10 protein-coding genes are annotated in these 12348 nt (G+C 73.0%); all 10 read left to right on the top strand.

The genetic code is table 11. The features are described from left to right. Positions 1 to 120: 120 nt before the first annotated feature. Positions 121 to 1257: an acyltransferase gene (locus tag ABZ371_RS20085; protein ID WP_358681344.1), complete on the top strand. Its 1137-nt coding sequence runs from the start codon at positions 121 to 123 to the stop codon at positions 1255 to 1257. 153 nt (positions 1258 to 1410) lie between these two features. Then, a complete protein-coding gene (locus tag ABZ371_RS20090; protein ID WP_358681307.1) occupies positions 1411 to 2742 on the top strand; it encodes a nitrate/nitrite transporter in 1332 nt (443 codons plus the stop codon). Between the two features lie 130 nt (positions 2743 to 2872). Further along, the gene (locus tag ABZ371_RS20095) at positions 2873 to 4018 is read left to right on the top strand and encodes a uroporphyrinogen-III synthase (RefSeq protein WP_358681310.1); all 1146 of its coding nucleotides are present in this window, start codon (positions 2873 to 2875) and stop codon (positions 4016 to 4018) included. A gap of 64 nt (positions 4019 to 4082) precedes the next feature. Then, positions 4083 to 4646, top strand: a complete 564-nt coding sequence (locus ABZ371_RS20100) for a GNAT family protein (protein WP_358681313.1) — start codon at positions 4083 to 4085, stop codon at positions 4644 to 4646. A gap of 170 nt (positions 4647 to 4816) precedes the next feature. Further along, entirely contained in the window at positions 4817 to 5425 is a 609-nt protein-coding gene (locus ABZ371_RS20105; RefSeq protein WP_358681316.1) for an ABATE domain-containing protein, read from the top strand. A gap of 125 nt (positions 5426 to 5550) precedes the next feature. Continuing rightward, on the top strand, positions 5551 to 6138 hold the full coding sequence (locus tag ABZ371_RS20110) for a sigma-70 family RNA polymerase sigma factor (protein WP_358681319.1): 588 nt from the start codon (positions 5551 to 5553) through the stop codon (positions 6136 to 6138). Further along, on the top strand, positions 6135 to 6998 hold the full coding sequence (locus ABZ371_RS20115; RefSeq protein ID WP_358681322.1) for a zf-HC2 domain-containing protein: 864 nt from the start codon (positions 6135 to 6137) through the stop codon (positions 6996 to 6998). The genes ABZ371_RS20110 and ABZ371_RS20115 overlap by 4 nt, the downstream gene beginning before the upstream one ends. Before the next feature lie 153 nt (positions 6999 to 7151). Continuing rightward, positions 7152 to 9533: a UvrD-helicase domain-containing protein gene (locus tag ABZ371_RS20120; RefSeq protein ID WP_358681325.1), complete on the top strand. Its 2382-nt coding sequence runs from the start codon at positions 7152 to 7154 to the stop codon at positions 9531 to 9533. A gap of 447 nt (positions 9534 to 9980) precedes the next feature. Next, on the top strand, positions 9981 to 11414 hold the full coding sequence (locus ABZ371_RS20125) for an NAD-dependent malic enzyme (protein WP_358681328.1): 1434 nt from the start codon (positions 9981 to 9983) through the stop codon (positions 11412 to 11414). A 392-nt stretch (positions 11415 to 11806) separates the two neighbouring features. Beyond that, complete coding sequence (locus ABZ371_RS20130) at positions 11807 to 12088, top strand: HU family DNA-binding protein (protein ID WP_003968811.1); 282 nt, start codon at positions 11807 to 11809, stop codon at positions 12086 to 12088. Positions 12089 to 12348 lie beyond the last annotated feature (260 nt).

The following is a 12348-nucleotide window of genomic DNA, read 5'->3' on the forward strand; positions in this document are numbered from 1 at the left end:
CGGGCCACCGCCCCTGCGGCGCAGGCCCGCACCGCCCCGGCGACCGTCGCCCTGCCCGTGTTCCCGGACCCGGCCCCGGGAGGGGGCGCCCCGGCGCCCTCCGGGGCCGCCGAGGCGCCCGTGGCCCCGCCGAAGCAGGGGCGCGACCGCTACCTCGACCTGCTGCGGGCCGTCGCCCTCGTGCGCGTGGTCTGCTTCCACCTCTTCGGCTGGGCCTGGCTGACCGTCCTCTTCCCGTCCATGGGCGTGATGTTCGCCCTGGCCGGTTCGCTGATGGCCCGCTCCCTGGCCCGCCCGGCGTGGAGCGTCATCCGGGGCCGGCTCCGCCGGCTCCTCCCGCCGATGTGGGCGTTCTCCCTCCTCGTCGTGCCGGTGATGTTCGCGCTGAGCTGGAAACCCGTGCGCGAGGAGGGGCTGTGGTGGTTCGTCAAGATCGGCTGCTACATCCTCCCGGTCGGCTCCCCGCCCTACCCCGAGGAGAGCGGCTCGACCGGCGGGTGGCTGGAGGTGTCCTGGGCCGACCAGGCGGTGGGACCGCTCTGGTACGTCCGCGCCTACCTCTGGTTCGTGCTCGCCTCACCGCTGCTGCTCAAGGCCTTCCGCAGGCTGCCGTGGGTCACCCTGCTCGCCCCTATCGCCCTCACCGCGGTCATCGGCACCGGCCTGGTCACCGTCCCCGGCATGTTCGGTGAGGGGCTCATCGACTTCGCCGTCTTCGGCTCCTGCTGGGTCCTCGGGTTCGCCCACAACGACGGGCTGCTCAAGGAGGTCCCCCGCTACCTGGCGGTGTCAAGCGCCGCGATGGTCATGGGCTTCGGCCTGTGGTGGGCCTCAGGACACCTCACCGAGGAGGGCTGGAACCTCGACGAGATCCCCCTCGCCCAGGCCACCTGGTCCCTCGGCTTCTGCGCGATCCTCCTCCTGTACGCGCCGTCCTGGCAGAAGCTGCCCGGCAGGCTCGCCGGCTGGGACAGCCTGGTCACGCTCGCCAACAACCGGGCCGTGACGATCTACCTGTGGCACAACATCCTCCTGATGGCGGCCGCACAGCTCATCGACCAGTCCTGGAACATCCCGTGGTTCGGCGACGCCTTCGGCCCGTACATCGAGAAGTCGTACAACGGCCTGATCCTCGTCCTGATCTGGCCGCTGCTCGGCGTCGCGATCCTCGCCTTCGGCTGGGTCGAGGACGTGGCCGCGAAACGCCGGCCGCGCCTGTGGCCCAACGGGTCCACCAGGGGCCGAGCCCGCGTCTGAGGCGCCGGGCAGGGGTGCGGCGGGCCCGGCTCACCGCGCCCCCACCGGCCGAGTGAGAGCAAGGTTGCGCACCGGTCACCTCACGGCACGGCGCCGAAACGCGACCTCCCTAGCGTCGGGAGCACAACACCCCGACCCCTGTGGAGGCGCGTGATGGCCGGTCGTTGGATCGAGCAGTGGGAGCCGGAGGACGAGACCTTCTGGCACGAGACGGGCGAGCGGGTCGCCCGGCGGAACCTGTGGTTCTCCGTGCTCTCCGAGCACATCGGATTCTCGGTCTGGTCCCTGTGGTCCGTCATGGTCCTGTTCATGGGACCGGAGTACGGGATCGACCCGGCCGGGAAGTTCTTCCTCATCTCGACGGCCACCCTGGTCGGTGCCGTCGTCCGCGTGCCGTACACCTTCGCCGTCGCCCTCTTCGGCGGGCGCAACTGGACGGTCTTCAGCGCCTTGTCGCTGCTGGTGCCGACCGGCGCCGCGTTCCTGGTCATGGAGCCCGGCACCTCGTACACGACGTTCCTCGTCGTCGCGGGGCTCACCGGCATCGGCGGCGGCAACTTCGCCTCGTCGATGACCAACATCAACGCCTTCTTCCCGCTCCGCAAGAAGGGCTGGGCGCTCGGTCTCAACGCGGGCGGCGGCAACATCGGCGTACCGGTCGTGCAGCTGGTCGGCCTCCTGGTGATCGGCACGGCGGGAGCGGCCCACCCGCGGATCGTGCTCGGCGTGTACGTGCCCCTGATCGTCGTCGCCGCGGTCTGCGCCGCGCTGCGCATGGACAACCTCCGGCCCGTGCAGAACGACACCGGGGCGGCCCTCCAGGCGGTGCGGGAGCCGCACACCTGGATCATGGCGACGCTCTACATCGGCACCTTCGGTTCGTTCATCGGGTACAGCTTCGCCTTCGGCCTGGTCCTGCAGACCCAGTTCGGCCGGACCCCGCTCCAGGCCGCCTCACTCACCTTCGCCGGCCCCCTGCTCGGCTCCCTGATCCGCCCCGCCGGCGGCTGGCTCGCCGACCGGTACGGCGGCGCCCGGATCACCCTGTGGAACTTCGCGGCGATGGCCGCGGCGACCGGTGTGGTGGTGTACGCCTCCCGGATCGAGTCGCTGGGCGTGTTCCTCATCGGCTTCATCGCGCTGTTCGTGCTGACGGGACTCGGCAACGGTTCGACGTTCAAGATGATCCCGGGCATCTTCCACGCCCAGGGGATCGGCAGGGGACTGAGCGGGGACGAGGCGGCGGCGTACGGCAGGCGGCTGTCCGGTGCGGCCATGGGCCTCATCGGGGCGGTCGGCGCACTGGGCGGCCTCGCGATCAACCTCGCCTTCCGGCAGTCCTTCGCGGCCTCGGGCGCCGGAACGGCCGCCTTCTCGGCCTTCCTCGTCTTCTACGCCGTCTGCTTCACCCTCACGTGGGCGGTATACCTTCGGCGCCCCGCGGCGGTGCCCGCGAAGCCCCAGCTCAGCTACGCCGAGGTGTGAGGATGGCCCCCAGGCGTCATGTGACGTAACGGGCGGGAAATACAAGCGAACCGAGCCTGTCACGCAGGGTTGGCAGTCTCGGTCCTCCGCACCATCGAGCACCAGCGGGACGAGAGCCGGGTATCACGCCATGCACGACGACGACGCACAGCACGGGCCCCTCGCGGGCTTCACGGTCGGGGTGACCGCCGCCCGTCGCGCCGAGGAGCTGGGGACGCTCCTCACGCGCAGGGGCGCCGCGGTCCTGCACGCGCCCGCGCTGCGGATCGTCCCGCTCGCGGACGACAGCGAACTCCTCGCGGCCACGAAGGAACTGATCGACGACGCCCCCGACGTCGTGATCGCCACGACCGCCATCGGCTTCAGGGGCTGGGTGGAGGCCGCGGACGGCTGGGGTGTCGGTGACGCGCTCCTGGAGCTGCTGCGCGGGGTCGAACTCCTCGCCCGCGGCCCCAAGGTCAAGGGAGCCATCCGGGCCGCCGGGCTCACCGAGGCGTGGTCGCCCGGGTCCGAGTCGATGGCCGAGGTCCTGGACCGGCTGCTGGCCGAGGGGGTCGCCGGCCGCCGGGTGGCCCTCCAGCTGCACGGCGAGCCGCTGCCCGGCTTCGTCGAGGCGCTCCGGGCGGCGGGCGCCGAGGTCGTGGGCGTGCCCGTCTACCGGTGGATGCCGCCGGAGGACATCACGCCCCTCGACCGCCTGCTGGACGTCACCGTCGCCCGCGGTCTCGACGCCCTCACCTTCACCAGCGCCCCCGCCGCCGCCTCCTACCTGAACAGGGCGGAGTCCCGCGGCATGCTCCCCGAGGTGCTGTCCGCCCTGGGCCACGACGTCGTCGCGGCGTGCGTGGGGCCGGTCACCGCCCTGCCGTTGCAGGCGCGGGGCATCGACACCCTCCAGCCGGAACGCTTCCGGCTCGGCCCGCTCGTGCAGCTCCTCTGCGCCCAACTGCCCGCCCGGGCGCGCACGCTCCCGGTCGCCGGCCACACGGTCGAGATCCGGGGGCACGCCGTGCTCGTCGACGGCGCCCTGCGCCCCGTCCCGCCCGCGGGGATGGCCCTGCTGCACACGCTCGCCCGCAGGCCGGGCTGGGTCGTCTCCCGCTCCGACCTGCTGCGGGCGCTGCCCGGCAGCGGCACCGACGAGCACGCCGTGGAGACGGCGATGGCCCGGCTGCGCACCGCCCTCGGGGTGGCGCGGCTCATCCAGACGGTCGTCAAGCGGGGCTACCGGCTGGCGCTGGACCCCTCGGCCGACACCAAGTACGCCGGTACCTGAGGCGGGTACGACGGTGCCCGGACCGGGCCGGGCGGCGTCCGGGCCGGGCGGATACCGTGCCGGGATGACCGATGACATCCACCGTCTGACCGCGGACGTCCGGCTGAGGCCCGCGACGCTCGGCGACGCCGCGTCCTTCGCCGAGGCCCTGACGCGCAGCCGCGCCCACATGCGCCGTTGGGAGCCCGTACGGCCCGAGGAGTTCTACACCCCCGAGGGCCAGGCCCGGCGCCTGTCCGGGCTGCTGGCGGACCGGGACGCGGGGCGTGCGATGCCCTGGGTGCTGGCCGACGAGGAGGACCGGGTCGTGGGCGCGATGACGCTGGCCTCCATCGAACGCGGGCCGTTCCGCAACGCCCGGCTCGGTTACTGGGTGGACGTCGGCCGGGCGGGCCGGGGGCTGGCGACGGCCGCCGTCGGCCGGGTCTGCGAGGTGGCGCGCGACGGGCTCGGGCTGCACCGCGTCGAGGCGGGCACGGTGGTCGACAACACCGCCTCGCAGCGCGTGCTGGCCAAGTGCGGCTTCGAGCAGATCGGTACGGCGCCGCGCTACCTCCACATCGACGGCCGGTGGGCGGACCACCGGCTGTTCCAGCGGATCCTGCACGACGGGCCGCCGCAGCGCTGAGCAGCGCCCACCGCGCGCCCCGGTGAGCGTGCCGGTGGTGCGTGCGGAGACGGTGGGGCACCGCTCCGGGCGGCAGGAGGGGTTCCGGGCCGGGCCCGCGGCGGGCACTCTGGACGGGACCTCCCTGCACGGACGGCTCCCCACAGGTGACCCGAGGCGGTGACAGGCTCATGGCGGCGGGCACGGGCACGGCGCGCGGCCGGCGGTTCGACTCCGGCCGGGTCTGTCTCGACCTGGTGGCGACGGGAGCGGGCACCTCCGGCGGCCAGGAGCAGCTCGACCGCCCCGGCCGCCTCGCCGACTGGCTGGTGGCCTGCGGGCTGGTGCCCGCGGGGACGGACCTGGGAGGCGTGGACGAGACCTGGGTGGCGCGCTTCCGGCAGGCGCGTACGTGCCTCGACCGGCTCATGACCGCGGAACTGGCCGGGGACGGCGCCGACAGCCACCCGGAGGACGGCGGCCCCCTGGAGGACGTCAACGCCCTGGCGGCGGTGGCGCCGCCCGGAGTGCGGGCCGTACGGGGCCGGAGCGGCGCTCTCGTACGGGAGCTGGGCTCCGCCCCCTCCTGCGAGGCCCTGCTGGCGGCGGTGGCCCGGGACGCCGTGGACCTGCTGACCGACCCGGTGGCCCGGGCGGGGCTGCGGCGCTGTGAGGGCGATGCCTGCCGACGGCTCTACCTGGACACCTCACGGGGCCGGCGGCGGCGCTGGTGCTCCAGCGAGCTCTGCGGGAACCGGGAGCGGGTGGCCCGGCACCGCCGCCTGAAGGCCGTGCGGTGACACACCGCCACCGCCGCGTGGGGGGCACCCCGCCGGAAGAAAGTCCCGCGTCCGCTGAATGAACCGGCGCCCGGGCCCGTATCGATGGTCACAGAGCTCCACAGGGTCTCGACCGGGAGGTTCGGGTGCGCAAGGATGCGGCCGTGGCCGATGACCGTCCGCACAGGGCTCGACACCGCGGTGGGCCGTCCCGCCCAGCCTCCGCCGTCCCCGACGAGGAGCTGATGCGGGCGCTGTACCGGGAACATGCCGGGCCCCTGCTCGCCTACGTGCTCCGGCTCGTCGCCGGGGACCGCCAGCGGGCCGAGGACGTCGTGCAGGAAACGCTCATCCGTGCCTGGAAGAACGCCGGTTCGCTCAACCGGGCCACCGGCTCCGTCCGCCCCTGGCTGGTGACGGTCGCCCGGCGCATCGTCATCGACGGCCACCGCAGCCGGCAGGCCCGGCCGCGCGAGGTCGATCCGTCGCCGCTGGAGGTCATTCCCGCGGAGGACGAGATAGACAAGGCGTTGTGGCTAATGACGCTCTCGGACGCACTCGACGATGTGACCCCCGCCCACCGGGAAGCATTGGTCGAGACCTACTTCAAGGGCCGTACGGTCAACGAGGCGGCCGAAGTGCTCGGCGTTCCCAGCGGGACCGTGCGGTCCCGCGTGTTCTACGCACTGCGTTCGATGAAACTCGCGCTGGAGGAGAGGGGGATCACGGCATGAGCGACCAGGAATGGCAGCCCTTCGGGCCCCGGCCGGCAGGCCCCCGCGGCCCGTCCGGGCCGCAGGGGCCGTCGGCCGACCCCTTCGGCCTCCCCCGGGAGGGCCCGGAACACGACGCCGCCGGCGCCTACGTGCTGGGCATCCTCGACGACGCCGAGGCGAGCGCCTTCGAGGCGCACCTGGCCCACTGCGCGCTGTGCGCCGCCCACCTCGACGAGTTCGCCGGGATGGAGCCCGTGCTGGCGATGCTCGCGGAAGCACCCGCCGAGCCGGGCGCGCGCCCCGTCCCGCACGTGCCCGAGCGGCCCGCGCCCCGGCTCCTGGCCGGACTGGTCGACGAGGTCGCGCGCAAGCGGTCGCAGCGGCGCCGGCGGACCGGCTACCTGGTCGCGGCGGCGGCGGTCCTCGTCATCGGGGGCCCGGTGGCCGTGGTCGCGTCGACGGGCGGTGAGGGGTCCGGCACACAGGTGGAGGCCGCCGGTCCCCATCCCACGAGCCCCGCCGAGGACGCCTTCTTCCACCACATGAAGGAGAAGCTGCGGGCGACCGACCCGACCACCCGGGTCGCCGCGGCCATCGGCATGGAGCCGAAGGCCTGGGGCACGCACACCGTCCTGGAACTGAAGAACGTCAAGGGGCCCCGGAAGTGCCGCCTGGTCGCCGTCTCCCGCTCCGGGGAGGAGGAGGTCGTCACCTCCTGGTCGGTGCCGACGTGGGGGTACGGGATCGAGGACTCCAACCACGCGAGCGCGAGGAACCCGCTCTACGTGCACGGTGGCACGGCGATGGCCCGGCAGGACATCGACCACTTCGAGGTGCGCACGTTCGACGGCGAGCGGCTGGTGGAGATCGACGCGTAGGTCCCGCTCCGGACCGGGCGGTTGCGGGTACTTCCTCCGGGCCGGACCCGGCCCGGAGGAAGTACCCGGAACGCAACGCGGGCCGCAGGTGCGCGAGGCCCCCCTTTCGCGTACGGTTGACGGCTGCCCGATGCACGTCAGAAGGGGGCCTCGGTGGCCGCGCAGGATGCCGCTGTCGATTCGTTGCGGGACCGGGAAATCGGAGTCGAGCAAGAACATCTGGACCGGGTGTACCACCGCCTCGAAGAGAAGATCCACGAGGCGGAATTTCTCATGCGGGACGCCGGGAAGCGGGGCCAGGTAGGCACCCCGGGGGCGCTCGCCGAGCGGGACGCGCAGGTCTTCCGCGCCGGTGTCCACCTCAACCGGCTGAACAGCGAGTTCGAGGACTTCCTGTTCGGCCGGATCGACCTGCTGCGCGGCAAGGACGGCGAGCGCGGCCCGGACGGCGCGTTCACCTCCGTCGAACCCGCCGACGACTCCGTACGGGAGGACGGCACCGCCGACATCGCGGAGACACTCCACATCGGCCGCATAGGAGTCCTGGACTCCGACTACGCGCCGCTGGTGATCGACTGGCGTGCCCCGGCCGCGGCGCCGTTCTACCGGTCGACGCCCAAGGACCCGGGCAGAGTCGTGCGACGGCGGGTCATCCGCTCCAAGGGCCGCCGGGTCCTCGGGGTCGAGGACGACCTGATGCGCCCGGAGCTGACCGCGTTCCGGGACGGCGAGCGACTGCCGGTCATCGGCGACGGCGCACTGATGGCCGCACTGGGCCAGGCCCGCAGCCACACGATGCGCGACATCGTCTCCTCCATCCAGGCGGAGCAGGACCTGGTGATCCGCGCTCCGGCCGCCTCCGTCACGGAGGTGTCCGGCGGACCGGGCACCGGCAAGACGGCGGTCGCCCTGCACCGGGCCGCGTACCTCCTCTATCAGGACCGGCGCCGGTACGCGGGCGGCATCCTCGTCGTCTCCCCGACTCCTCTCCTGGTCGCGTACACGGAAGGTGTGCTCCCCTCGCTCGGTGAGGAGGGGCAGGTCGCGATCCGTGCGGTCGGCTCGCTCTCCGACGAGGCCGCGGGCACCGAGGGGGCCACGACGTACGACGAGCCCGCCGTCGCCCGGATCAAGGGCTCGTCCCGGATGCTCCACGTGCTGCGCAAGGCCGCCCGTGGAGCCCTGGAGCAACCGGCCGCGCGGCCGGCGGCCCGGGAGGGGCAGCTCTCCTTCGGCGAGGCGGAGGCGGAGGCGCAGGCGGATCGGGGCACGCCGGACCGGCTCCGGGTGGTGGCCTTCGGCGCCCGGGTCGAACTGGAGGCGGACGAGCTCCGGCGCATCCGGCACAACGTCCTCGGCGGCACCGCGCCCGTGAACCTGCTGCGCCCGCGCGCCCGCAAACTGCTGCTGGACGCCCTGTGGGGCAAGTCCTCGGGCCGGGGCCGCTACACCGACCCGGAGCTCGTCGCGGAGCTCCGCTCCTCCTTCGACGAGGACGTCTCCACCGAGCCCGTGTTCCTGGAGTTCCTGAACGCCTGGTGGCCGGAGCTCACGCCCCGCCGGGTCCTGGCCGCCATGGCCGACGAGCGGCGGCTGAGCCGGTGGGCGCGCCGGATCCTCAACCAGGGCGAGGTGCGCCGGCTGGCCCGCTCGCTGAAGCGGCTGGGCGAGGACGGCGGGGGGCCCCTCTCCGTCCACGACGTGGCCCTGCTGGACGAGCTGCAGACGCTGCTGGGGACCCCGCACCGCCCCAGGAGGAAGCGTGAGCTCGACCCCCTGGACCAGCTGACCGGTCTGGAGGAGCTGATGCCCCGGCGGGAGGAGACCCAGCGGGAGCGGGCGGAGCGGCTGGCGGCGGAGCGCACCGAGTACGCGCACGTCATCGTCGACGAGGCGCAGGACCTGACCCCCATGCAGTGGCGCATGGTCGGCCGCCGCGGCCGGCACGCCACCTGGACGATCGTCGGCGACCCCGCCCAGTCCTCCTGGTCCGATCCGGACGAGGCGGCCGCGGCCCGTGACGAGGCGCTCGGCAACCGGCCCCGGAGGCGGTTCACCCTCACGGTGAACTACCGCAACCCGGCCGAGATCGCCGAGCTGGCGGCGAAGGTGCTGGCGCTCGCCATGCCGGGGATGGAGTCCCCGGCGGCGGTGCGCTCCACCGGCGTGGAGCCGCGCTTCGAGACGGTGCGCGGCGGGGACCTCGCCGGGACCGTGCGCGAGGAGGCGCGCAGGCTGCTCGCGGAGGTGGACGGCACCGTCGGCGTCGTCGTCGCGATGAACCGCCGCGCGGAGGCCCGGGGCTGGCTCCAGGAGCTCGGCGAGCGTGTGGTGGCGCTGGGCAGCCTGGAGGCGAAGGGCCTGGAGTACGACGCCACGGTGGTCGTCTCGCCCGCGGAGATCGCGGACGAGTCCCCGGCCGGGCTGCGGGTGCTGTACGTGGCGCTCACCCGCGCGACGCAGCAGCTCACCGTGGTCTCCGGCGAGCGCGACATGCCGGACGAGCACGGGGTGCCGGACCTGCTGAGGGACTGAGGACCGGGGTCCGGGACCGCGGTGCCCGCTGCCGCGTGGGAGCGGCCCGTGACGGCCGTCGGCTCTTTTTTCGAGTCGGCGCGCCGTACGGGAATCACTTTTCCGAGGTCTTTGTTAGCCTTGGTGTCGGCACCGGCTCGATCCAAGCCCCCGGGCCCAACCTTCGTCGCTTCGAGCGACCACTTGCCGCGAGGCGAGCATGGCGGGCCGGTGTCACACAGCGAGAAGACAGACCCGCGTCACCTGATGGTGGCGCGGGTCTGTTTGCGTTTGACGCCCGGCCGGGGTTCCCCGGGACGGCGACTTCTCGTATGGTGGAAAAAACTTTCCGAAAGGTGGCAGCTATTACCGGCTACCGGTCGGTAGGTGCGACCATTCGGAACGCGCGTACGGGCTCTGCCCCGCCTGCGCGCCAGCAATGAAGCTAAGGAAAGCGAAGGACTCGCCATGGCAACGGCGCCCAGCGTCTCGTACTCGATGACGGTCAGGCTGGAGGTGCCCGCGAGCGGCACAGCGGTCTCCCAGCTCACCACGGCCGTGGAGTCCTCCGGCGGTTCGGTCACCGGCCTCGACGTGACCGCTTCCGGCCACGAGAAGCTGCGGATCGACGTCACCATCGCGGCGTCCTCCACCTCGCACGCGGAGGAGATCGTCGAAGGCCTGCGGGACATCGAGGGCGTCGTCCTCGGCAAGGTCTCCGACCGCACCTTCCTCATGCACCTCGGCGGCAAGATCGAGATGGCCTCCAAGCACCCGATCCGCAACCGTGACGACCTCTCGATGATCTACACCCCGGGTGTGGCCCGGGTCTGCATGGCGATCGCCGAGAACCCCGAGGACGCCCGCCGCCTCACCATCAAGCGGAACTCCGTGGCCGTGGTCACGGACGGTTCGGCGGTCCTCGGTCTCGGCAACATCGGCCCGAAGGCGGCCCTGCCGGTCATGGAGGGCAAGGCGGCGCTCTTCAAGCGCTTCGCCGGGATCGACGCCTGGCCGCTCTGCCTGGACACCCAGGACACCGACGCCATCGTCGAGATCGTGAAGGCGATCGCCCCCGGTTTCGCGGGCATCAACCTCGAGGACATCTCCGCCCCGCGCTGCTTCGAGATCGAGGCACGGCTGCGCGAGGCCCTGGACATCCCCGTCTTCCACGACGACCAGCACGGCACGGCGATCGTGGTCCTGGCCGCGCTGACGAACGCGCTGCGCGTGGTCGGCAAGTCGATCGGTGACGTGCGGGTCGTCATGTCCGGCGCGGGAGCCGCCGGCACGGCCATCCTGAAGCTGCTCATCGCGGCGGGCGTCAAGCACGCCGTCGTCGCCGACATCCACGGTGTGGTGCACGCGGGCCGCGAGGACCTCGCCCCGGCCGATCCCGACTCGCCGCTGCGGTGGATCGCCGACAACACCAACCCGGAGGGTGTCACGGGCACCCTCAAGGAGGCCGTCGTCGGCGCCGACGTCTTCATCGGCGTCTCCGCCCCCAACGTCCTGGACGGCGGCGACGTCGCCGCGATGGCGGAGGGCGCGATCGTGTTCGCGCTCGCGAATCCGGACCCCGAGGTGGACCCGGCAATCGCCCGGGAGACCGCGGCGGTTGTGGCCACCGGGCGCTCCGACTTCCCGAACCAGATCAACAACGTGCTGGTCTTCCCGGGTGTCTTCCGCGGCCTGCTGGACGCCCAGTCCCGCACCGTCAACACGGAGATGATGCTCGCCGCGGCGCGTGCGCTCGCCGGTGTCGTCGCCGAGGACGAGGTGAACGCGAACTACATCATCCCGTCGGTCTTCAACGACAAGGTCGCGGGGGCGGTCGCCGGAGCGGTGCGCGAGGCCGCCAAGGCGGCCGGAGTGGCCGAGGCGGCGCCCGAGCCGGCCTGACCCGGCCCGGCGGTGCCCACACCGTCCGCGAGGGCCGTCCGGGGCCACCCGCGGGCGGTGTCCTGCCTCACGTCAGGGCGCCGTACGGCGCGTCGCGGGTCGCGGCGTCCCAAACGCCCCTTTAGGGTGGGCGGGCAGCGAACCCCACAGGCCCGGCATCCGCTGCGGACCGCTCCAAGAAGTCGACGGAACGTCACCACGGGCGTCAAGTGGCGCTTTTCGTGTGACGTCCAGGGGTTCCGGATTGGCGTTAGCGCCGCAGGTGGGGGCAGGATGCGTATTCGGGCGCGAGGGTCTGACATCAGACCCGGGTCCGGGGACTGTCAGAGGGCCCTGGCAGCATCGGCTTCGATCTCACGCCTCACAGGCAAGAAGAACACGGGAGTAACAACATGAACCGCAGTGAGCTGGTGGCCGCCCTGGCCGACCGTGCCGAGGTGACCCGCAAGGACGCCGACGCCGTTCTGGCCGCCCTCGCCGAGACCGTCGGCGAGATCGTCGCCAAGGGCGACGAGAAGGTCACCATCCCCGGCTTCCTGACCTTCGAGCGCACCCACCGTGCCGCTCGCACCGCTCGTAACCCGCAGACCGGCGACCCGATCAACATCCCGGCCGGTTACAGCGTGAAGGTCTCCGCGGGCTCCAAGCTCAAGGAAGCCGCCAAGGGCAAGTAAGGCCCCCAAGGCATCAAGAAGGGCGGCCGTCCGGACCGGACGGCCGCCCGTCGGCGTACCCGGAGCCGCGACCGGCCCACCCGCCCCGGCTCCGCACGCCCTGCGAGCGCCGCGGCGGGCGCCCGGCGGGGCCGACGGCTCCCCGGGGCCCGGGGGGAGCCGGGGACCGCCGGAGAGGCCCGTGAGGGGCCTCCTGAGCCGTGTGGCCTGCTGGTTCGTACGGCCCGGGCCTCGTGCGGGCCCCGGGGGGCGGGCGCGGG

It is taken from the genome of Streptomyces sp. NPDC005899 (assembly GCF_040629645.1).
Classification (GTDB): domain Bacteria; phylum Actinomycetota; class Actinomycetes; order Streptomycetales; family Streptomycetaceae; genus Streptomyces.

Bases quoted from the DNA above. Each gene is read 5' to 3' on its own strand.
- ABZ371_RS20130 (WP_003968811.1), top strand. From the start codon at position 11,807: ATGAACCGCAGTGAGCTGGTGGCCGCCCTGGCCGACCGTGCCGAGGTG.
- ABZ371_RS20095 (WP_358681310.1), top strand. From the start codon at position 2,873: ATGCACGACGACGACGCACAGCACGGGCCCCTCGCGGGCTTCACGGTC.
- ABZ371_RS20115 (WP_358681322.1), top strand. From the start codon at position 6,135: ATGAGCGACCAGGAATGGCAGCCCTTCGGGCCCCGGCCGGCAGGCCCC.
- ABZ371_RS20125 (WP_358681328.1), top strand. From the start codon at position 9,981: ATGGCAACGGCGCCCAGCGTCTCGTACTCGATGACGGTCAGGCTGGAG.
- ABZ371_RS20100 (WP_358681313.1), top strand. From the start codon at position 4,083: ATGACCGATGACATCCACCGTCTGACCGCGGACGTCCGGCTGAGGCCC.
- ABZ371_RS20105 (WP_358681316.1), top strand. From the start codon at position 4,817: ATGGCGGCGGGCACGGGCACGGCGCGCGGCCGGCGGTTCGACTCCGGC.
- ABZ371_RS20090 (WP_358681307.1), top strand. From the start codon at position 1,411: ATGGCCGGTCGTTGGATCGAGCAGTGGGAGCCGGAGGACGAGACCTTC.